At 65.6% G+C, this 20,255-nt stretch carries 20 protein-coding genes; 1 reads left to right on the forward strand and 19 read right to left on the reverse strand.

The genetic code is table 11. The features are described from left to right. Positions 1 to 7: 7 nt before the first annotated feature. From HG262_RS10460 to HG262_RS10515, 12 genes are all read right to left on the reverse strand, one after another. Complete coding sequence (locus HG262_RS10460; RefSeq protein WP_169270954.1) at positions 8 to 1,306, reverse strand: MFS transporter; 1,299 nt, start codon at positions 1,304 to 1,306, stop codon at positions 8 to 10. Positions 1,307 to 1,518: 212 nt separating this feature from the next. Further along, positions 1,519 to 2,091, reverse strand: coding sequence for a CDP-diacylglycerol--glycerol-3-phosphate 3-phosphatidyltransferase (gene pgsA, locus HG262_RS10465; protein WP_169270955.1), 573 nt, complete (start codon positions 2,089 to 2,091; stop codon positions 1,519 to 1,521). A 92-nt stretch (positions 2,092 to 2,183) separates the two neighbouring features. Further along, positions 2,184 to 4,013, reverse strand: a complete 1,830-nt coding sequence (gene uvrC / locus HG262_RS10470) for an excinuclease ABC subunit UvrC (RefSeq protein WP_169270956.1) — start codon at positions 4,011 to 4,013, stop codon at positions 2,184 to 2,186. Continuing rightward, positions 3,976 to 5,034, reverse strand: a complete 1,059-nt coding sequence (gene nagZ / locus HG262_RS10475; protein ID WP_169270957.1) for a beta-N-acetylhexosaminidase — start codon at positions 5,032 to 5,034, stop codon at positions 3,976 to 3,978. The genes uvrC and nagZ overlap by 38 nt, the downstream gene beginning before the upstream one ends. A gap of 64 nt (positions 5,035 to 5,098) precedes the next feature. Next, positions 5,099 to 5,530 (reverse strand): holo-ACP synthase, encoded by a 432-nt coding sequence (gene acpS, locus HG262_RS10480; protein ID WP_169270958.1) that lies wholly within the window; start codon positions 5,528 to 5,530, stop codon positions 5,099 to 5,101. 18 nt (positions 5,531 to 5,548) lie between these two features. Then, positions 5,549 to 6,289, reverse strand: a complete 741-nt coding sequence (gene pdxJ / locus HG262_RS10485) for a pyridoxine 5'-phosphate synthase (RefSeq protein ID WP_169270959.1) — start codon at positions 6,287 to 6,289, stop codon at positions 5,549 to 5,551. Further along, a complete protein-coding gene (locus HG262_RS10490; RefSeq protein ID WP_169270960.1) occupies positions 6,286 to 7,794 on the reverse strand; it encodes an efflux transporter outer membrane subunit in 1,509 nt (502 codons plus the stop codon). The genes pdxJ and HG262_RS10490 overlap by 4 nt, the downstream gene beginning before the upstream one ends. Continuing rightward, positions 7,791 to 11,027, reverse strand: a complete 3,237-nt coding sequence (locus tag HG262_RS10495) for a multidrug efflux RND transporter permease subunit (RefSeq protein WP_169270961.1) — start codon at positions 11,025 to 11,027, stop codon at positions 7,791 to 7,793. Before HG262_RS10495 ends, HG262_RS10490 begins: the two co-directional genes overlap by 4 nt. 63 nt (positions 11,028 to 11,090) lie before the next feature. Then, positions 11,091 to 12,350: an efflux RND transporter periplasmic adaptor subunit gene (locus tag HG262_RS10500; RefSeq protein WP_169270962.1), complete on the reverse strand. Its 1,260-nt coding sequence runs from the start codon at positions 12,348 to 12,350 to the stop codon at positions 11,091 to 11,093. 209 nt (positions 12,351 to 12,559) lie between these two features. Then, positions 12,560 to 12,901, reverse strand: coding sequence for a winged helix-turn-helix domain-containing protein (locus HG262_RS10505; RefSeq protein ID WP_169270963.1), 342 nt, complete (start codon positions 12,899 to 12,901; stop codon positions 12,560 to 12,562). Between the two features lie 145 nt (positions 12,902 to 13,046). Continuing rightward, complete coding sequence (locus HG262_RS10510) at positions 13,047 to 14,240, reverse strand: patatin-like phospholipase family protein (RefSeq protein WP_169270964.1); 1,194 nt, start codon at positions 14,238 to 14,240, stop codon at positions 13,047 to 13,049. A 14-nt stretch (positions 14,241 to 14,254) separates the two neighbouring features. Continuing rightward, the gene (locus HG262_RS10515; RefSeq protein ID WP_169270965.1) at positions 14,255 to 14,860 is read right to left on the reverse strand and encodes a DUF4136 domain-containing protein; all 606 of its coding nucleotides are present in this window, start codon (positions 14,858 to 14,860) and stop codon (positions 14,255 to 14,257) included. Positions 14,861 to 15,026: 166 nt separating this feature from the next. Between HG262_RS10515 and HG262_RS10520 the strand changes: the two genes are divergently transcribed. Continuing rightward, complete coding sequence (locus HG262_RS10520; protein ID WP_169270966.1) at positions 15,027 to 15,821, forward strand: TOBE domain-containing protein; 795 nt, start codon at positions 15,027 to 15,029, stop codon at positions 15,819 to 15,821. Between the two features lie 7 nt (positions 15,822 to 15,828). On the opposite strand, the gene HG262_RS10525 is transcribed toward HG262_RS10520, so the two are convergent. From HG262_RS10525 to HG262_RS10555, 7 genes are all read right to left on the reverse strand, one after another. Next, positions 15,829 to 16,515 carry an ATP-binding cassette domain-containing protein gene (locus HG262_RS10525; RefSeq protein WP_169270967.1) on the reverse strand — a complete coding sequence of 229 codons (687 nt, stop codon included), beginning with the start codon at positions 16,513 to 16,515 and terminating at the stop codon, positions 15,829 to 15,831. After that, the gene (modB, locus tag HG262_RS10530; RefSeq protein ID WP_169270968.1) at positions 16,512 to 17,198 is read right to left on the reverse strand and encodes a molybdate ABC transporter permease subunit; all 687 of its coding nucleotides are present in this window, start codon (positions 17,196 to 17,198) and stop codon (positions 16,512 to 16,514) included. Before modB ends, HG262_RS10525 begins: the two co-directional genes overlap by 4 nt. Positions 17,199 to 17,221: 23 nt before the next feature. Continuing rightward, positions 17,222 to 17,980 carry a molybdate ABC transporter substrate-binding protein gene (modA, locus tag HG262_RS10535; protein WP_169270969.1) on the reverse strand — a complete coding sequence of 253 codons (759 nt, stop codon included), beginning with the start codon at positions 17,978 to 17,980 and terminating at the stop codon, positions 17,222 to 17,224. Positions 17,981 to 18,095: 115 nt separating this feature from the next. Continuing rightward, the gene (gene speD, locus HG262_RS10540) at positions 18,096 to 18,446 is read right to left on the reverse strand and encodes an adenosylmethionine decarboxylase (RefSeq protein ID WP_169270970.1); all 351 of its coding nucleotides are present in this window, start codon (positions 18,444 to 18,446) and stop codon (positions 18,096 to 18,098) included. Beyond that, a complete protein-coding gene (locus HG262_RS10545) occupies positions 18,443 to 18,613 on the reverse strand; it encodes a hypothetical protein (protein WP_169270971.1) in 171 nt (56 codons plus the stop codon). Before HG262_RS10545 ends, speD begins: the two co-directional genes overlap by 4 nt. 4 nt (positions 18,614 to 18,617) lie before the next feature. Beyond that, positions 18,618 to 20,087, reverse strand: coding sequence for a DUF4178 domain-containing protein (locus HG262_RS10550; protein WP_169270972.1), 1,470 nt, complete (start codon positions 20,085 to 20,087; stop codon positions 18,618 to 18,620). A 6-nt stretch (positions 20,088 to 20,093) separates the two neighbouring features. Further along, on the reverse strand, positions 20,094 to 20,255 hold a 162-nt coding region (locus HG262_RS10555), incomplete at its 5' end, for an SHOCT domain-containing protein (RefSeq protein WP_169270973.1).

The raw sequence follows: 20,255 nt of genomic DNA on the forward strand, positions 1-20,255 counted from the left end.
GTCCCGATCAGGATCGGGCGGCCACGCCCCCCGCCACGACGGGATCCGCGCGGCGCGCCTGCACCGCGATCCACTGGGCCAGCAACGCGGCCACGGCGAACGCCACGCCGGCGCCCACCCATGGGCCCTGGCGCAATCCCGCGTCCAGCAACAGGCCGAAGGCCAAGGGCCCCAGCGCCGACCCCACATCCATGCCCGAATACACCAGGCCGTAGACCGAACCGGTCGAGCCTTTCGGCGTCACGCGGCGGATCAGCATGTCGCGCGACGGCGCGGCCACGCCCGAGCAGAAGCCAGCCAGCCCTACCACGGGCGCCGCCAGCGCGGCAGGCACCAGGCCCAGCGCCAGCACCACCAGCGTCAGGCCGGCCAGCATCAGCGCCACCATCACCGTGCGTTCGGTGCGCGGGTTGGCGGACACCAGGAAGCCGCCGGCGGCCATGCCCACGGCGGACGCCACCATGTAGCCCGACAGCGCCGAACTGGCCAGCACTTCGGACAGGCCGTACAACTGGTCCAGCAACGGGATCGTGTAGTTCTGCACGGAAGACAGGGCTACCGACGTGCAAGCGAAGAACAGGAACGCGCCCCACAGCGCCGGCTTGGACAGCAGCGTCGCCAGCGTGGTCAGCACGCTCTCTTGCGGCCTGGCCGCCGGTTTCGCGGCCTTCGTGTCGCCGTGGGTATCCGTTTCCATACCCGTCGGGCCGCCAAGCAGGTCGCGGCCCAACACCGTCAGCAACAGCACCGCGGCCACCAGGCCGGCGGCGCTGTAGGCCGCCACGCGCCAGTCGGCCAGCAAGGTGATCGTCGTCATGAAGACCGGCGTCAATGCCCAGCCCAGGTTGCCCGTCAGCCCGTGCGCCGAGAACGCGTGGCCCAGGCGGGACGCCGTGATGCGGTGGTTGATGATGGAATAGTCGGCCGGGTGGAAGACCGAATTCCCGATGCCGCCAACCACGGCAGCCGCCATCAGCATGGTGTAGCCGTTGGCCGAGCCGATCAGCAGGCCGGACAGGACGAAGCACGTCAACCCGAACCAGAGCACGGGCCGCGCCCCGATGCGATCGACGACGAAGCCAGACGATGCCTGGCCGATGCCGGACACCACGTAGAAAGTCGCCACTAGCGCGCCGACCCGGGCGAAGTCCAGCCCGAATTCGTTGGCCAGCGACACGTTGAGCAAGGGCAGCACCAGTTGGAAGAAATGCGAGGCGGCGTGCGCGACGCCGATCAGCAGGATCGTCTTCCAGTCACGCCGGCGGACGTCGGCGTCCGAAGGCAAGGTATTCGCAGGGGTGTTCATTGCAAAAGGCCGCGGCAGCGGCGAGTGGCGCCCGCCTTGAGGCGGTGCGCGGGTTGTCTCCGGCGACGTCCGGGCGGCCCGGGCGTCGTGTTCTTGGCGAATGCGGCGGCAAGGCCGGGCCGGATCATGCCGGCCATCGCTCTTGGACTGTCACGGCGGCCGCCTTGCGCGAGCCGCGCCGCCGTGTGGGAATCAGGGTAGCGCCAGACGCCTTACAGCGCCTTCTCGCGGATGGCGGGCCAGGCGCGCTGCAGGTAGTACAGCATCGACCAGACCGTCAGCACCGCCGCGACGATGATCAGCACGTCGCCCAGCAGCTTGGTGCTGACGCCGTAGACGGGCTGGTTGTACAGCAGGCAGGGAATCGCCACCATCTGGGCCGCCGTCTTGAACTTGCCCAGGCGGTGCACCGCCACGCTGGCGCTGGCGCCGATCTTGGCCATCCATTCGCGCAACGCCGAAATGGTGATTTCACGGCCGATGATGATCAGCGAGATGAACGCGTCGACGCGGCTCAAGTCCAGCAGGACGATCAACGCGGCGCACACCATCAGCTTGTCGGCGACGGGATCCAGGAAGGCGCCGAAGGCCGAAGTCTGGTTCCAGCGGCGGGCCAGCCATCCGTCGAACCAGTCGGTCAGCGCCGCAATGATGAACGCCCACGCGGCAAACGTGTCGCGCGTGGGGACCGACATCCAGCTTTCGGGCAGGTAGAACAGCCCGACCACCAGCGGAATCATGGCGATGCGCAGCCATGTCAGGATAATGGGAACGTTAATTGGCATAGTGTCCGTATGCTACATCAGCCGGGTGACGCTGGCTGTATCGGCACGCCACGGCGGCCGCCCGCTGGCCGTGCCGGGGGCAGGCGTAGCGGTTATCCACGCAAGGCCTCGTAGATACGTTCGGCCAGATCCTGGGAAATGCCGTCCACCGACGCCAGGTCTTCGATGCTGGCGGAAGCCACCCCCGAAAACCCACCGAACCGGGCCAGCAACCGCTGGCGCCGCCGGGCGCCCACGCCTTCGATCTCTTCCAGCCGCGACACGTTGCGCGTCTTGGCGCGCCGGGCGCGCATGCCGGTAATGGCGAAACGGTGCGCCTCGTCGCGCACCTGGGCGATCAACATCAGCGCGGCGGATTCGCCCCCCAGAGCGACCGGAGGCCGTTCGTCGGCGAACACCAGCGTTTCCAGGCCGACCTTGCGCCCTTCTCCCTTGGCCACGCCCACCAGCGTCTGGATATCCAGGCCCAATTCCACGAAAACCTTGCGGGCCACTTCCACCTGGCCCTTGCCGCCATCAATCAGCACCAGGCCGGGCATCTGCGCATCGCCGTCGGCCACTTTGGCGAAGCGGCGCGTCAGCACCTGGCGCATCGCGGCGTAGTCGTCGCCCGGCGTGATGCCGGCGATGTTGTAACGGCGATACAGCGACGGCTGCATGTCGTGGTGCTCGAACACCACACAGGACGCCTGGGTCGCCTCGCCAGCGGTGTGGCTGATGTCGAAACATTCAATGCGCAGCGCGTCCAGCGCGGCTTCGTCCGTGTCCAGGTCCAGCGCTTCGGCCAGCGCCAGGGTGCGACCCGCGCGGGCGCCGGATTCGGTCAAGGCCCGGGCCAGCGCCATTTCGGCGTTTTTCAGCGCCTGCTCCAGCCACGAACGGCGGGCGCCCTGTGGACGCGTCAGCATCCTGGACGGCCGCCCGCCCGCCTGCTCGACCAGCAGGCCGATCAGGTCCGGGTCGGGCAAGGCGTGGGAACCGACCAGCACGGGTGGCATGGCATTGTCGGTGTAGTGCTGGGCAACGAACGCCTCCAGCACCTGGGGCGCGGCTTCGCCTTCGGCATGCGACGGAAAGAACGGCTTGTCGCCCAGGTGGCGGCCGCCCCGCACCATCGCCAGGTTCACACAGACCTTGCCGCCGGCCACGGCCACCGCGATGATGTCGGTGTCTTCACCGCTGGTGTTCTCCATGGTCTGCTGGTGCAAGACGCGCGCCAGCGATCCCATCTGGTCGCGCAGCGCCGCGGCTTCCTCGAAGCGCAACTCGCCCGCCGCCTGCTGCATGCGGGCCTCGATCTCGCCCATCACATCCTTGGCTTCGCCGTTCAGGAAGCGCACCGCGCGCTGTACGTCGCGTTCATACTCCGCCGCTTCGATCGCGCCCACGCAAGGCGCCGAACAGCGCCCGATCTGATGCAGCAGGCAGGGCCGCGAGCGGTTGGCGAAGACCGTGTCCTCACAGGTGCGCAAGCGGAAGACCTTTTGCAGGATCTGGATGGTCTCGCGCACGGCCCAGGCGTTGGGGAACGGCCCGAAGTACTGGCCCCGCTTGTTCGTCGCGCCGCGGTAGTAGGCGATGCGCGGCCATTCATGGCCCGTGATCAGCAGATAGGGGTAAGACTTGTCGTCGCGGAACAGGATGTTGTAGCGCGGCTTCAGGCTCTTGATGAGGTTGTTTTCCAGGATCAGCGCTTCGGCTTCCGAGCGCGTGACCGTCACCTCCAGCCGGGCCACCTTCGACACCATCTGGGCGATGCGGGGGCTGGCCAGGTTCTTCTGGAAATACGACGAGACGCGCTTCTTCAGGTCGCGCGCCTTGCCGACATACATGACTTCACCCGCCGCATCCAGGTGCCGATAGACACCCGGCAGGTGCGGCAGGTCAGCCAGGAACGATTTGAGATTGAAGTCGTCGGGCATTCTGATAGCGGCGTTCTGCCTGCAAGGTATCCCAGTCGGGCGCATCGAAACGCGGCATCAGGCGGCGGATGCGTTCGACCGATTCGGGCGCGTGGTCGAACTTCAGGCGCGACAGCAGCTCGTCGGCCAGGTCCGGCCGATTGCACACCAGCACCATGTCGCAGCCGGCGCGCAAGGCGGCGTTGGCACGGTCCAGGATGTCGCCGGCCACCGATGCGCCTTCCATCGTCAGGTCGTCCGAAAACACCACGCCGTCATAGCCCAGGCGCTTGCGCAGGATGTCCTGCACCCAGCGCTTGGAGAAACCGGCCGGATGCTTGTCGACCTTGGGGTAGATCACGTGCGCCGGCATCACGGACGGCAGCACGGCATCGCCCAGCCAGGCGTACGGCGCGGCGTCGTCCTTGAGGATCTCGTCCAGCCCGCGCGGGTCCACGGGAATCTCGTGATGGGAATCCGCGCCCACGAAGCCATGGCCCGGGAAATGCTTGCCGCAGGCGGACATGCCGGCCAGGGCCAGCCCCTGGATCAAGGCGCGCGACAGCATGGCGACCACGCGCGGATCGGTGTGGAACGCGCGGTTGCCGATCACCTTGCTGACGCCGTAGTCCAGGTCCAGCACGGGCGTGAAGCTCATGTCCACGCCGCAGGCGCGCAGCTCGGCGGCCAGCACATAGCCGGCCTCGGTCGCCAGGCGCATGGCCTGAAGCGGATCGCGGTCCCACAACATGCCCAGGTCGCGCATGGCGGGCAAGGCGGTGAAACCATCCTCGCGGAAGCGCTGCACGCGGCCGCCTTCGTGGTCCACCAGGATCAGCAGCGGCTCCTTGCGGGCCTTGTGGATCTGGCGCGTCAGCTTGGTCAGCTGCTTGCGGCTTTCGAAATTGCGGGCAAAGAGGATCACGCCGCCCACCAACGGATGGCGCAGGCGGACCTTCTCTTCCTGGGTCAGCGTGTATCCCGCCACATCGACCATCACGGGGCCGGGGGGCAGGACCGCCTTGGATTTTTTCTTGGCCATGGGGCTGTCCTTGTGTCTAAGTCAGGCAATCCTACGCCGGGGCCCCCGTTTGTCGGGGCCGGGCTCAGGGCTTGCGTTCGACCACCACGTACGCGGCGGCCATGTCGGATTCGTCGGTGATGGAGACGTGCGCCGCGCCGAAGCGCTGGTTATACCAATCCAGCAGTTCGGGCGCGATCACCAGCACCGGGCGCCCGCCAGGGGCATTCAGGGTCTGCACGCGACGCCACGTCATGGGCATGCGCATGCCCAGGCCGATCGCTTTCGAGAACGCTTCCTTGGCCGCAAAGCGGGTGGCCAGGAAACGCACACCGCGCACCGGATCCCGGGCACGGCGCGCCTGGAACTTCTGCAATTCTTCCACGCCCAGGATCTTTTCCGCAAAGCGATCGCCGTGGCGCTCCAGTGCGCGCTCGATGCGGTCGATGCGCAAAAGGTCCATGCCGATGCCGGCGATGGCACCAGCGGGCGCAGGCGTTTTGGGCGCGTCAGACATGGGCTTGCAAAGGCCTCGTCACCGGCCGCGCAGCGCTTGCAGGCGGGCCTGCACCATCAGCGCCTTCATGTCGCGCACCGCTTTCTCCCAACCGTCGAACACCGCTTGCGCCACGATGGCATGGCCGATATTCAGTTCGGAAATACCGTCGATGGCAGCGACCGGCGACACGTTGCCGACGTGCAGGCCGTGCCCCGCGTTCACGCGCAGGCCATGGCGCAGGCCTTCGGTGACGGCCAGACGGATGCGTTGCAGTTCCGCCTGGGCGGCGTCGCCCTCGGCTTCGGCATAGGCGCCCGTGTGCAATTCGATCACCGGCGCGCCGGCCTTGGCCGCCGCGGCGATCTGCACCGGGTCCGGATCGATGAACAGCGACACGCGGATGCCAGCTTCGGCCAGCAACCCCACGGCGTCCGACACCGGCCCCATCGCGCCCGCCACTTCCAGCCCGCCCTCGGTAGTGAGTTCGGTGCGCTTTTCAGGCACCAGGCACACATCGCTGGGCTTGACCGCGCAGGCGATCTCGAGCATTTCGGCGGTGATCGCGCATTCCAGATTCATGCGCGTACGCAAGAGCGGGCGGATGGCATAGACATCCGCGTCCTGAATGTGGCGCCGGTCTTCGCGCAGATGCAGCGTGATCAGGTCGGCCCCGGCGTCTTCCGCGCGCAGCGCGGCGGCCACCGGATCCGGGTACGCCGTATGGCGCTGTTGCCGCAATGTGGCAACGTGATCGATATTTACACCAAGTTCTATCATTGAGCAGTCGTCGTCACTTTGGTCGGTTCTTTCGTGGTTTCTTCCCAGCCGCCGCCCAACGCCTTGTAGAGCTCCACGCGGTTGATCAGCGCGGCCAAACCGGTTTGCACCAGCGACAGCTGGGCATTGAAGAAGTCCACCTGCGCGGTCTGCACCTGCAGATAGCTGTCGATACCATTGGTATAGCGCAGATTCGACAGTTCCAGCGTACGGGCGGACGAATCCTGCAACGCACGCTGGGCGTCAAGCTGCGCGCCGTACGTGGCTTCGCCCGCCAGCGCGTCCGACACTTCGCGGAACGCCTGCTGGATGGACTGCTCATATTGCGCCACGGCGATGTTGTCGCGCGCCTTCGCCAGGTTCAGCCCTTCGCGGATGCTGCCGCCCGCGAACAGCGGCGTCGTGATCGATGGCGAGAAACTCCAATAGCCCTGGCCGCCCTTGAACAGGTCGCCCAGCGACGGGCTGGCCACGCCCAACAGGCCGGTCAGCGAAATGGTCGGGAAGAACGCCGCGCGCGCCGCGCCGATGTTGGCGTTGGCCGCCTTCAGCTGGTTCTCGGCCGCGACGATGTCGGGACGGCGCTCCAGCAGGTCGGACGGCAGGCCCGAGGGCACCGTAGCCAGCAACTGGTCGCGGCCGAAAGTCGCCGGCGCCGGCAAGTCTTCCGGCAACGGGGCGCCCACCAGCAACACCAGCGCGTTCAGCGCCTGCGCGCGAGCGCGGGCCAGCTGCGCCAGATCGGACGATGCCGTATCCAGCAAGGTCTTGGACTGGTTCAAGTCCAGTTCGGACGCCACGCCGCCATCGAAACGGCGCTTGACCAGGTTGTAGGATTCCTGGCGCGAGGCCAGCGTGCGCTGCGTCAGTTCCAGCTGGACTTCGGCGGCGCGCAGGTTGAAGTACGACTGCGCCACCGAACCGACCAGCGTGATCTGCACGCTTTTCTGCGCCTGCTCGGTCGACAGATATTGCTGGTACGCCGCCTCGGACAGGTTGCGCAAACGGCCGAACAAATCGATCTCGAAGGTCGTCAAGCCGATGCCGGCCTGGTAGGTGCTGCTGATCGAGCTGTCGCCCACGCGCATATTAGCGGGCAGGTGCTGGCGCTGGCCCTGGATGCCGGCGCCGATGCTGGGCCATTGCGCGCCGCGCTGCACGCCGTACTGGGCGCGCGCTTCTTCCACGCGCTGCACGGCCACGCGCAGATCGCGGTTGTTGACGAGCGACAGCGAAATCAGGCTTTGCAGGCGCGGATCGCGGAAGAACTCGCGCCAGCCCAGATCGGCCGCGGGCGTGCCGTCTTGCGGCATCACCGCCGTAGAAGGCTGCGAGCCCAGCGACGTAGGATTAGCGTATCCGCCGTACTGGACCTTGGGCTGATCGGGCCAGGCGCCCGTCACCGGGGCGTCCGGACGCTTGTAATCAGGGGCCAGCGAGCAGCCGGCCAGCGCCACCGCCACGAAGGCGGACAAGGCGGTCTGTTTGAACATCAGGGCTTTCATACCTTGCCCTCCGGGCCACCGTTGGGTTGTGCGGGAGTATGGGTCGCGCCGGGCGCCTCGGGCGTCGTGCCGCCGGCAGCCTTCTTGGCCGCCTGCTCTTCTTCCCAAAGGCGCAGTTCGGCGCCCAGCAGGCGCGGACGGGTCTTGAACAAGCCCAGCACCACCACGAAGAACGTCGGCACGAAGATCACGGCAAACGGGGTGGCGGCCAACATGCCGCCCAGCACGCCCAGACCCACGGCGCGCTGGCTGGCTGCGCCGGCGCCCGTGGCCATGGCCAACGGCACCACGCCCAGGATGAACGCCAGCGACGTCATCAGGATCGGCCGGAACCGCAGCCGCGCGGCTTCCACCGCGGACTCGTAAAGGCCCATGCCCCGCGCATATTGGTCCTTGGCGAATTCCACGATCAGGATGGCGTTTTTCGCCGCCAGCCCAATCACGGTCACCATCCCCACCTGGAAGTACACGTCGTTCGACATGCCCAGCGCGCTAATCAACGCCACGGCGCCCAGCATGCCCAGCGGCACCACCAGCATCACAGAGATCGGAATGGCCCAGCTTTCATACAGCGCGGCCAGCACCAGGAACACCACCAGCAACGACAGACCCATCAAAATGGGAGCCTGGTTACCGGCCTGCCGTTCCTGATAGGACAGGCCATTCCATTCGTAGCCGAAGCCTTGGGGCAGTTGCCCGACCAAGCGTTCCATTTCGGCCATTGCCTCGCCCGTCGTGTAGCCTGGCGCGGCATCTCCGCTGATACGCATGGATTCGTAGCTGTTGTAGCGCACCACCTGCACGGGGCCCTGCTTCCATTCGGCCTTGACGAAGGTCGACAACGGCACCATTCCGCCCTGGCTGTTGCGCGCGTTGAGCTGCAGGACATCATTGAGCTGCATGCGATATGGCGCGTCGGCCTGTACCCAGATGTTCTGCATCCGTCCCATGTTGGGGAACTTGCTCAGATAGGCGGAACCGACCGCTGTGGAAATCAGCGAGGCAGCCTCGTTGAAATCCACGCCCAACGTCGCCGCCTTGTCGCGGTCGATCGTCAGGCTGAGCTGAGCGCCCGGCGCCAGGCCGGTGATCCGCACCTGCGACAGCACGGGACTCTTCATGACCAGGCCCATCAACTGGCCAGTTGCGGCCGCCAGGCCAGCGGAACCCGCTGCACCACGATCCTGCAAGCGGAAGTCGAAGCCCGTGGCGTTACCCAGGGACGAAATGGCGGGAGGCACCAGTGTGAACACCTGCGCGTCATGGATGCCCATCAACTGCTTCTCGAAAGCCTGGAAGGCGATCGCGCCAGCGGAATCCTTGTGATCCTTGCGTTCGCTGAAATCCTTCAGCGTGACGAAGGCGATAGCCGCATTCAAACCGTTGCCGTTGAAGCTATAGCCCTGCACCGCGATCACGTTCTCGACGGCCGGCACGTCCGAGAAGTATTTCTCGACCTGCTCGATGACCTCCACCGTCCGGTTGGCGGTCGCGCCCGTGGGCAGTTCAATGTTGCTGACCACATAGCCCTGGTCTTCCTCGGGCAGGAACGACGAAGGCAGACGCAGATACAGCCAGCCCAGCAGCAACACCAGCACCAGAAAGGCCAGCATCATGCGACCGCCCTTGTGCAGCATTCGAGATACCCAGTTCTGGTAGCCGTGGGTGGTGGCGTCGAACTTGCGGTTAAACCAGCCAAAGAAACCCTTCTTGTCCTCGTGGTGTCCTTTGGCGACCGGCTTGAGGATGGTGGCGCACAGCGCCGGGGTAAAGGTCAGTGCCAGCAGCGCGGAGAAGAAGATGGACACCGCCATCGCGATCGAGAACTGGCGATAGATCACCCCCACCGAGCCGCTCATGAAGGCCAGCGGCAGAAACACGGTCACCAGCACCAGTGTGATGCCGATGATGGCGCCGCTGATCTGCGGCATGGCCTTTTTCGTGGCCTCCTTGGGCGGCAGGCCTTCCGTTGACATGATCCGCTCGACGTTCTCCACCACCACGATGGCGTCGTCCACCAGAATCCCGATGGCCAGCACCATGGCGAACATCGTCAGCACATTGATGGAAAAACCGAGCGCCAGCATCACCGCGAACGCCCCCAGCATGGCCACCGGCACCACCAGCGCCGGAATCAGGGTATAGCGTACGTTCTGCAGGAACAGGTACATCACCAGGAACACCAGCACCATGGCTTCGACCAGGGTGTGCAGCACCTGCTCGATGGACACCTTCACGTAAGGCGCGGTGTCGTACGGGATGGAATAGGTGATGTTGCCGGGGAAGTACTTTGACAATTCCTCCATCTGCTGACGCACGCCCTGCGCGGTGGCCAGCGCGTTCGCGTTCGGCGACAACACGATGGCGAATGCCGCCGTCGGCTTGCCGTTCAGGCGTGCACCGAACTGGTAATTGTCGGCACCGACCTCGATGCGAGCGACATCGCGCAGGAATACGGAAGACCCGTCGGTATTGGCACGCAGGACGATCTTGCCGAAGCCCTCCACCGTGCTCAGTTGGCCGTTGGCCGTGACCGTCGCGGTGATGCGCTGAGACTCAGGATTGGGCGGAGCGCCAACGCTACCCCCCGAGATCACCACGTTCTGGCCGGCAATCGCCTGGTTGACCTGCGACATGCTCAGGTTAAAGCCCACCAGCTTGGCAGGATCCACCCAGATGCGCATGGCGCGCGGCGCGGCGAACAGCTGGAACTGGCCCACGCCCGGCACGCGCGACACGGGATTCTTGATGTTGCGGGTGATGTAGTCGGCCAGTGCGGTCTGATCCAGCGACCCGTCGGTGGACGATACGGCCGCCACCATCAGGAAGCCGGTACTGGTCTGCTCGTATTGCAGGCCCTGCTGTTGCACGGCGGTGGGCAACTGCGCCACCACGTTGGACACGCGGTTCTGCACGTCCACCTGCGCAAGGTCGGGATTGGTCCCGGGCGCGAAGGTCGCGGTGATGGTCGAGGTGCCGTAGGAATCGCTGACCGACTCGTAGTAGATCAGACCCTTGGCGCCGTTGAGCTGGTCTTCGATGATGCTGGTGACCTGCTCGGCCACTTCGTTGGCCGACGCCCCCGGGTAGGTAGCCGTGATCGTGATCGCGGGCGGCGCCACGTCCGGGTACTGCGAGATCGGCATGTTCGGGATCGCCAACACCCCGGCCAGCAGGATGAACAGGGCGACTACCCAAGCGAAAATTGGTCTATCAATGAAGAATTGCGGCATGTGGGCTGACTCTGAAAGCGATGCTCACCAAAGAGGCACGCGGCGTTTTGAGCCGCGTGCCGCTTAAGATTTCTGGCCTGCGGCCTTGTCCTGTTGCGCAGGTTGGGGGGTGCCTGGCTGCGGGGCGGATTGCGCCGGCTTGGCCCCCGGTTGCGCAGGAGCCTGACCACCCGGCGTGGGCGTGCCATTCTTTTTCCACTCGCTGGCCTGCACGGGCGCGCCAGGACGAACCTTCTGGAATCCCTCCACCACGACCACGTCGCCCGCCTTCAGGCCACTGGTGACAAGCCAATTGCTCTTGATGGCGCCACCGGTCGTGACGGGGATCTGTTCGATCTTGTTGTCCTTGACCAGCATCAGGCTCTGCAAGCCGTCCGCCGTGCGCTGCAGCGCCTGCTGCGGCACCATCAGGGCCTTATCGTCCACGCCCTGCTCCAGCCGCACGCGCACGTACATGCCGGGCAGAAGGATGCCGTCCGGGTTGGGCACTTCAGCCCGCAGGTTCACCTGCCCTGTGGACGGATCCACGGTGATGCCGGTAAACAACAACTTGCCCGGTTGGCCGTATTCGGAGCCATCTTCCAGGACGATGGTCGCGCGGGCCGTGTCCTTGCCCACCTGCTGCAGTTGGCCGCTGGCGAATGCGCGGCGCAGGGACGCCAGCTCCGCGGTGGACTGGGTGAAGTCCACGTAGATCGGGTCCAGTTGCTGCACCGTGGCCATCTGCGTGGCGGAGGTGGCTTCGACCAGCGCGCCTTCGGTCACCAGCGGCTTGCCGATGCGGCCCGTGATGGGCGAGATGACGTCGGTGTAGCCCAGGTTGATGGCCGCATTGTCCTGCGTGGCCTTGGCGGCCGCCACGGCGGCGTCCGCCTGGCGGAACGAGGCCACCGCGTTGTCGTATTCCTGCTTGCTGACGGCGTTGGCCTTGACCAGCGGCGCGTAGCGGTCAGCCAGCAGCTTGGCGCTGAACAGATTCGCCTGCGCTTGCTTCAACTGCGCCGTCGCCTGATCGTAGGCGGCCTTGTAGGGCGCCGGATCGATCTTGAACAGCAGCTGGTTTTCCTTGACGTCGCCGCCCTGCTCGAAGGTGATCTTCTGGACGATGCCGGTCACGCGAGAACGGATCTGCGCGTCGCGCACCGCATCCACGCGGCCGGGCAATTCAGAGACGATGGGCGCACGCTCTGGTTGCACGGTAATGACGCTGACCTGAGGCATGCCGGGGTTCATCTGTGGCTTTTCGCCGCATCCCGCCAATATCAGCGCGAGGACGCCACCGGAAAAAGCCAGACCTGAAACACGTTTAGGCGAAAACCGCATTGAAACCCCCGCGTAGCGTAGTTAACCGCTTCAATTAACCGTGTCCAGCCGGCGCAACGCCTGCCAACCGCGGCAATGTGGCGCGGTCAGAATAAAGCATGCGGCAAGCTTGACACGTGAATAGCCCGATAATGTAACTCAGTTATTGGGGAAATTACGGACTTTCGGCCCTTGACTCGATACACAAAAGAGACAAATCGGTAACAGGCTCAGCCGTTCGAAATGCTGCGGAGATTGCCCAGGAACACATAGCCCACGCCGTGCACGGTATGCAGCGGCAAGCGCGTACCGGTCTGCAGAACCTTGTGGCGCAGCCGGCAAATAGCCACATTCAGGGTGCGCATGCTGGTGCGGCTGCGTAATGCCATCAATTCTTCGCGCAGCAGCTCGCGGCTGGGATTTCCAAGCAGGCAGAGGAAGCAGGCGCGCTCCATGCTGGTCAGGTCGATGCGGGCGCCGCCGGGCGCCATCAGCGTCCACCCCTGATAAAGCAGGCTCCACCAGCCGTCGATGCGGTCGGGGACAGGGGCAATGGACTGACGGGCATTCATGGCGTATCTCCACCAGGACCGCCGCGCCTGGCAGGGCCGCAGCGGAATCCGGGAACAAGGTTGCAGGTTGTCCCGAAAGCCTACCGGGGTCTCCGGCATCTGGCGGCGAATTGCGGCAACTATCAGACCGGTCTTATTCCTGCCCCTAGCTGCGCTTGCCGTTGCGGTGGATATCGTGTGTCACGAAGCAGCTGTCCTCGGTAGGCCGGGCCAGAATGCCTGGCTTGGCCAGCGTCTGGCGAATATCGGACAAGCCGGATTCCCAGTGTTCCCGCATGGCTTCGGTGCCGAACTCGTAGTCTTTAGAGAAGCGCTCAAGGTGCTTGGACTCGTAGATCAGGTTGATGATGTTGGTGGCCGGCGTATGAGACAACTTGCGGATTTCTGCCAGCTCCGGCGCGCCGCGCTCGTTTTCGGGAAGGCGCTCCAGCAGGCGTTGCAGGCCATGGCGCAGCTTCAGCACGCGCCGCAGCTGATCCGTGATCAGGCGGGTCCGGCTGGAATACTGAATGTCTTTCTGGCGTTCGGCCACTTCTTCCAGCGTGGTCGGCAAACCGCCGCGCGCCGGCCATAAGTCCACCTGGAACGCCAGCGTGTCGCGCATGTTGTCGGTGGTCAGCACCTGGGCCAACGGCGTGTTCGACACCACGCCGCCGTCCCAATAGTGTTCGCCATCGATCTCCACAGACGGAAAACCCGGCGGCAAGGCGCCCGACGCCATGATGTGCTCCGGGCCCAGCGTGTCTTTCAGGCTGTCGAAATAGGCGAAATTGCCCGTGCGCACGTTCACGACACCAAAGCTGGCCCGCACCGCTCCGCTATTGAGCAAGTCGAAATCCACGAACTGGCGCAAGGTGGCGGCCAGCGGCGTGGTGTCGTAGAAGCTGGTGGAAGCGGCGCCGCGACCGTGCGCCCAGTACGGCGGCGGAAAGCGCGGCTTGAAGAAGCCCGGTTGCCCGGAGAATAGCGCCTGGAACGCCGACAACTGGCCGTTCATGGCCGGTGAACCGAATCCGAAGGGGATGCCTTCGAACATGCCCGCCAAGGTGTCGCCCCAAGGCACCGAGGCAAACCCCGCCGGGCGGCAGATGCTTTCCCAGAACCCCCGCAGCCGGTCAACGCGCTCATCTTCGCGGGAACCCGCGATGATGGCCGCGTTGATCGAGCCGATGGAGATGCCGGATATCCAGTTGGGCCGGATGCCCGCTTCGTGCAAGCCCTGGTACACCCCTGCCTGGTAGGACCCCAAGGCGCCCCCGCCTTGCAGGACGAGGGCGACGGTTTCATAGGGAGGCGTGTCGCCGGTGTCGTTGGACTTGGACTTGCGGCGAGTGGTCATTCAACTACCTCAGGCTAGCGTTTGCTTTTATCCGGCACTTGCGGGGCGGCGACGCCGGCCCGGAACGGATACTTGGCGAAGATCTCGGCAACGGCCTTGTCCACGCTTTGCGGCGAGCCGGCGGTTTCGGGATTCTGGACTTCGCCCACGGCGACCCCCTCCCATACCAGCTGCTTGCGGCGCGTGTCGACCAGGTCGATGTTGAGCGTGCCTTCAGTGTACTGGTAGACGTCGTCGCCCCAGCCGTAACCGGGCCAGCCGCCGTAGAAGCCCGAACGGTAACCGTAGTATGGCCCCATGGGCGGCGGCGCGGGCGTGACCTGTGTCTTTTGCTGGAGCTTGGCGCTGAAGTTGACGAGCAGGTCAGGATTGGTCGCGCTATAGGCGTAGCCGCGCATTTCCATCTGGCCGCGCGTCGCATCCTTGAGCCGTTCCGTCAGCAGGCTGCTGTAGCCCGCCTTGTCCGTGCCCAGCGGATTCATATAGCCGAACGTCCGGTATTGCGCGAAGTCGGCCTGGTGGTCGTAATCGCCTTTTACCGTCGGGCCCGATGCGCAAGCCGCAAGCAATGCCGTCATGGAACCCGCCGTCACCCATTTCAACGCTTTAAACGCTTTCATGTCGTTCTCTCCGAGAGCCCAGGGCCTGAACATAGTGCCGCGAACCCCATAAAGTTTCAACAGAATCTCATTCGCATCCCACGATTCCCGCCCGCCGAAGCACCGGGTCCGCTGGCGTCTGTCCATTACACTCCGGGATGACTCCTGACCCGATACAGACTTGACCATGTTGGAACTAGACGGCTCGATCTGGTTTCGTTCCGGCGCCCAGACATGGGGCGGAAAGAACCGCATAGACCTGCTGGCGCAGATTGACGCCACCGGCTCGATCACGGCTGCCGCCCGCGCCGTGGGCATGAGCTACAAAGGGGCCTGGGACGCCATCGACGCCATGAACAACCTGGCGGGCGAACCCCTCGTCGTGCGGGCGGCCGGCGGCAAGGGCGGCGGCGGCACGCAATTGACCGATCGCGCCCGGCGCCTGATCGCGACATTCCGGGCGCTGGAATCCGAACATCGGAAGTTCATGGACAATCTGACGCGCGCCGGCCTGGACGCCAGCGGCGACCTCGACCTGATGAGGCGTTTCATGCTGAAAACCAGTGCACGCAATAAATTCCTGGGCACCGTCATCGACGTGCGCACCGGCGCCGTCAATGACGAGATCCTGCTGCGCATCGCCGGCGGCCACACCATCACGGCCACCATCACCCGCGAAAGCACGGCTGAACTGGGCCTGGCGCCTGGCAAAGAGGCGATTGCGCTGGTGAAGGCCTCCACCGTCATCGTCGGCGCGCCCGGCCCGGGCCTGCGGTTGTCGGCTCGCAACCAGTTACAGGGCAAGATCAGCGATGTCCGCCCGGGCGCGGTCAACAGCGAAATCCTGATCGGCATGGATGGCGGCACGACGCTCGTGGCCATCGTCACCAATGACAGCGCCACCGACCTGGGTTTGGCCGTCGGCGCGCCGGCCGTGGCCATCTTCAAGGCGTCCAGCGTGATCCTGGGCGTCCTGGACTGAGCCGCGCTCAGACGCCCACGTCCTCGTCGCGGCGGCGCACCTTGCCGTCGCGCACTTCAAAGACCTCGTCGGCCAAGGCATCGACATCCGCCGGGTCATGCGTGATCAGCAGCATCGGCACGTCCAGCTGCCGCTGCAAGGTGTTCAGCTCCTGGCGCATCTTGCCGCGCAACTGGGAATCCAGCGCGGAAAACGGTTCGTCCAGCAGCAGGATGTCGGGTTGCAGCGTCAAGGCGCGCGCCAGGGCCACGCGCTGCTTCTGCCCCCCCGAGATCTCGTTCGGATAGCTGCCCACGATGGCGCCCAGCTCGAACGCGTCGACCCAGCGCTGCGCGTCGCGCCCGACCTCGCGCTTGGGCGGATTGAACCAACCGCGCCGCAAGCCGAATGCGATGTTCTGCGCCACCGTCAGATGGGGGAACAGCGCGTAGTCCTGGAACAGGTATGCCACCCGGCGGGATTGCGACGGCAGGCAGACGCCCGCCTGCGCGTCGAACAACACCCGGCCGTTGATCTCGATGCGCCCGGCGTCCGGCCGCAGCAGGCCCGCCACCGCGCGCAGCGTCAGGCTCTTTCCCGCGCCAGATGGCCCGAACAAGGCGATGCGCTTGGACGACGACGCGAACGCGACGTCCAGCTCGAAATGCCGGTCGCCCGACACCATGCGCTTGTTGACCTGGATGCTGACGCTCATCGCCCGCCTCCGTTGCGCTGGCCGGCGCCGATGGGCACCAGCTTGCCCGCCACCAGCAGGACCACGACGCAGGTCACCGACGTCACCAGCACCAGCAGATTGGCGGTGCGGTCGTCCCCGGCCTGCACGGCTTCATAGATGGCGACCGACAAGGTCTGGGTCCGGCCCGGCAGGTTGCCGGCGATCATCAAGGTCGCGCCGAATTCGCCCAGGGCCCGCGCAAACGCCAGCAGCACGCCCGCCGCGATGCCGCGGGCGGCCAGCGGCAAGGTCACGCGGAAGAACACGCCGGCCTCGCCGACACCCAGCACGCGCGCGGCGTTCTCGAGTTGGCTGTCCACGTTTTCGAAGGCCGCCCGCGCCGACTTGAACACCAGCGGAAACGCCACGATGGACGCCGCGATCACGGCGCCCTGCCAGGTGAAGACCAGTTCGATGCCCCACCCCGCCAGCGTTTCGCCGATGACGCCGCGCCGCCCAAGCAGGACCAGCAGGTAGTAGCCCAGCACGGTCGGGGGCAGCACCAGCGGCAAGGTCAGGATGGCGTCCAGCAGGTCGCGGCCCGGCCAGCGCCAGCGCGACAAGGCGAACGCCGCGGCGGTGCCGGCCAAGGTGGCCAGCAGCGTTGCCCAGCCCGCCACTTTCAGTGATAGCAGCAGGGGCACCCAAACCGGATCAGTCATCAAAACCTGCAATTCAACAAGACTCAGGGCTTCTGGAAGCCGTAGCGCGACAGGATAGCCTGACCGGCGGGCGACAGCACATAGGCCACGAAGCCGGCGGCTTCCTTGGCGGCGGCCTCGCGCGCCGTCACGGCGATGGGATAGGTCACCGGCGTCTGCGACGGCACGCGCACGGCGACCTTGACCTTGTCCGGCATGATGGCGGCGTCGGTCGCGAACACGAAGCCGGCGTCCACCTCCCCGCGCGACACGTAGTCCAGGCTTTGACGCACATTCTGGGCCAGCACGCTCTTGGCCTGCACTGCCGTCCACAGACCGGCGGCTTCCAGCGCGCCCTGCGTGTAGCGGCCCACCGGCACGGACGCCGGGTTGCCGTAGGCGATGCGCTTGACGTCGTCGCGCGTCAGGTCCTTGAGCGCCGTGATGTTGGCCTTGCTGTCCGTCGGGACGATCAGCACGATCTGGTTGGCCGCGAAGTCCACACGGGAAGCGGGCTTGACGGCCTTTTCTTCAACGGCCCGGTCCATTGCCTTCTGGTCCGCCGAAGCGAACACGTCGGCGGGCGCGCCCTTCACGATCTGCTGCAGCAGCACATCGGACGCGCCGAAATTCAGGACGACCTTGGTGCCGGGGTTTTCCTTCTCGTAGCCCTGGGCCACTTCCTTGAACGCGTTGGTCAGGCTGGCGGCGGCGGACACAACCAGGTCGCCCGCGTGGGCGCTGGCGCCCCACATGGCGGACAGCGCCACGGACAGCGCCAAAATCGGGCGTTTGCAGGTCATGATCTTCTCCTCGGGGAATCGCGATGCGGTAACGAAATATACGTAGGTATATAACGCTAGTCAATTTGCCGCCAACGCCCAAATTGAGCCAGGTCAAACGAGGAAAAAGGCGGGATCAGCCGCGGGCGACCGTGGTGACGCGCACCGATTCGGGCGCCAGCGCGTCTTGCAGGCTGGCCAGCGCCAGTTCGGGCTGCGCGGCGCCGCACATGAAGATGTCCAGGGCCGCGAACCGGTGTTCGGGCCAGGAATGGATACTGATGTGGGATTCGCTCAACAGCACCACGCCCGTCACGCCAGCGCCTTCGCCGAAATGATGGAAATGGGCGCTCAGGACCTGGGCCCCCGCCGCTTGGGCGGCAGCGACCATCTGCGATTCCAGTGCGGCCGGGTCCGTCAGGCGCTCGGCCGCGACGCCGCGGAAATCCGCCAGCACGTGGCGGCCCGGAGTGGCATGCGCCGTCACTTGTGCGAGCCGCCCGAGGACCAGCCCGAACTGCCGGACGAACTGCTGCCCCAACTGCTGCTACTGCTGCTGCCGCTTCCGCCGGCCATGCGCACGCCGGGCGAGCTGGCGCCGGTGGCGGCCATCACCACGACCAGGGCATAGATGGCATACAGGAACTTGCCCATCGTCCTATTCGTCCTTTCCGGAAAGCTTGTCCGCCAGCTTGGCGGGGAACCACAGGAACGCCAGGCCGATCAAGATCGGCACAAAGCGGCCATTGAAGATGTTCCCCATGTTCAAGAAGAGCATCCCGATCGTCGCGAACCACGCCCATTTGCCGTACCCGCCCCGCTTGCCGCCGAGGGGCAGGGACTTCTGCTTGGCCAGTTCGGCGTCACCGAACCACTCCGCCAGTTGCGCAGGGGCCACGGGCGCGGCGGCCGACCAGCCGAGTTCGGCGTCGCCCAGTTCGCGCGTAAGCTTCAGCGTGCCGGCCTTGTAGTCGGTGATCTTCGTGGTGTCGCCCGCCTTGACGCGCCAGTTGAACGCGCCCAGCGGCACGTCGACGCGCGAGGTGTAGTCGTACAGTTTCTGGTACAGCTTGGAGCGCCAACGCACACTGGTCGCGTTGTTGTAGCTGGGCCAGGTGTCGCATACCTGCACGCGCTCCCAGCCTTCGTCCGTCTCGACCAGCCAGATGAAGCCCTTGATCGGGTTGAACAGCAGGTACTCGATCCAGTCGGACGGTTCTTCGGGGTCGGGATCGGCGCATTTCATCAGGCCGATCAACGTGAAGCTGGCGCCGTCGATCTTGGCCACCGCGCCAAGCGACAGCGTGGTCTTGATGGCCTTGACCTTGCGGGCCTTCTCGATGACTTCGGCCGTGGGGCCCGAGCAATCCACCGTGGCGGCGCACGACGGGCAGACCACCTGGGTCGCCATGGCGGCCACGAAACTGATGGGGCCACCGCAATTCGGGCAATCCAGCGCCTTGATCTGGCCGCGGAACCGGCCGGCCGTTTCCTCGACCTGCTCGTTAGTGCGTAACGAGCCCGCCTGCATGGCGGACAGGTCGAAAGCGTGGCCAATATAGAGCTCCGGCTCGGGGCCGTCGGAGAAATCCAGCGTCAGGAAAGCGTCCAGGCTGCGGAAGTCCGCCACCTTGGCCTCCCAGCCGTCGCCCGGCACGAACGGCAGTTCGCCCTGCGCCCCGCCCGCCTTGCAGGTTCGCACGTCGGCGGCGATGAAGCGCTGGCCGTCCAGCTTCAGTTCGTCGCCGGGCGCAATGTCGGCAAACGCCGGCATGCCCTGCGTGGACTTGACCTTGCGCCGGCGCGTCAGGGCGTACTGGCCCGAGGCGTCCGATAGCCAGCCGTCGGTCCCGTCTTCGAACCAGACATACCATTCGTTCCAGTAGCCTTCGTCAAAGCGCAGCTGGATGCGGCCGATCACGTCGAAGCGCTTGTTGTCGGACTTGCCGGTCGCGCCCAGGCACAGGGGCGAATAGTCTTCCAGCACATCGGCCATTTCGCCGATGCGCCTGACCGAATCCGCATCCTTCAACAAGGTGCTGCGGCAAGCGCCGCACACCGCCATGACCGAAGCCGTGGACGTGAACTTGACCGGAGCGCCGCACTGCGGACACAGAACCTGCTGCATAGGGCCTTAGCTGGTGAGTTTCTTCAGCACTTCCGCCTTGGCCGTGTCGTAGTCGGCAGCGGTGATCAAGCCCTTGTCCAGCAAGTCTTTCAGCTGCTGCAAGCGCGCGACAGGGTCGACGGCCGCGGCGGCCGGCGCCGCCTGCTGGGCAGGCTGAGATCGGAAGAG

Origin of the sequence: Achromobacter sp. Bel (genome assembly GCF_012928505.1) — a bacterium.
GTDB lineage: Bacteria > Pseudomonadota > Gammaproteobacteria > Burkholderiales > Burkholderiaceae_B > Achromobacter.

Excerpts from the sequence above, each read along its gene's own strand:
- modB (WP_169270968.1), bottom strand. The coding sequence starts at position 17,198 with ATGACTGATCCGGTTTGGGTGCCCCTGCTGCTATCACTGAAAGTGGCG.
- acpS (WP_169270958.1), bottom strand. The coding sequence starts at position 5,530 with ATGTCTGACGCGCCCAAAACGCCTGCGCCCGCTGGTGCCATCGCCGGC.
- pgsA (WP_169270955.1), bottom strand. The coding sequence starts at position 2,091 with ATGCCAATTAACGTTCCCATTATCCTGACATGGCTGCGCATCGCCATG.
- uvrC (WP_169270956.1), bottom strand. The coding sequence starts at position 4,013 with ATGCCCGACGACTTCAATCTCAAATCGTTCCTGGCTGACCTGCCGCAC.
- HG262_RS10510 (WP_169270964.1), bottom strand. The coding sequence starts at position 14,240 with ATGACCACTCGCCGCAAGTCCAAGTCCAACGACACCGGCGACACGCCT.
- HG262_RS10500 (WP_169270962.1), bottom strand. The coding sequence starts at position 12,350 with ATGCGGTTTTCGCCTAAACGTGTTTCAGGTCTGGCTTTTTCCGGTGGC.
- HG262_RS10515 (WP_169270965.1), bottom strand. The coding sequence starts at position 14,860 with ATGAAAGCGTTTAAAGCGTTGAAATGGGTGACGGCGGGTTCCATGACG.
- HG262_RS10505 (WP_169270963.1), bottom strand. The coding sequence starts at position 12,901 with ATGAATGCCCGTCAGTCCATTGCCCCTGTCCCCGACCGCATCGACGGC.
- HG262_RS10460 (WP_169270954.1), bottom strand. The coding sequence starts at position 1,306 with ATGAACACCCCTGCGAATACCTTGCCTTCGGACGCCGACGTCCGCCGG.
- pdxJ (WP_169270959.1), bottom strand. The coding sequence starts at position 6,289 with ATGATAGAACTTGGTGTAAATATCGATCACGTTGCCACATTGCGGCAA.
- HG262_RS10550 (WP_169270972.1), bottom strand. The coding sequence starts at position 20,087 with ATGCAGCAGGTTCTGTGTCCGCAGTGCGGCGCTCCGGTCAAGTTCACG.
- HG262_RS10545 (WP_169270971.1), bottom strand. The coding sequence starts at position 18,613 with ATGGGCAAGTTCCTGTATGCCATCTATGCCCTGGTCGTGGTGATGGCC.
- nagZ (WP_169270957.1), bottom strand. The coding sequence starts at position 5,034 with ATGGCCAAGAAAAAATCCAAGGCGGTCCTGCCCCCCGGCCCCGTGATG.
- HG262_RS10525 (WP_169270967.1), bottom strand. The coding sequence starts at position 16,515 with ATGAGCGTCAGCATCCAGGTCAACAAGCGCATGGTGTCGGGCGACCGG.
- HG262_RS10490 (WP_169270960.1), bottom strand. The coding sequence starts at position 7,794 with ATGAAAGCCCTGATGTTCAAACAGACCGCCTTGTCCGCCTTCGTGGCG.
- HG262_RS10520 (WP_169270966.1), top strand. The coding sequence starts at position 15,027 with ATGTTGGAACTAGACGGCTCGATCTGGTTTCGTTCCGGCGCCCAGACA.
- HG262_RS10495 (WP_169270961.1), bottom strand. The coding sequence starts at position 11,027 with ATGCCGCAATTCTTCATTGATAGACCAATTTTCGCTTGGGTAGTCGCC.
- modA (WP_169270969.1), bottom strand. The coding sequence starts at position 17,980 with ATGACCTGCAAACGCCCGATTTTGGCGCTGTCCGTGGCGCTGTCCGCC.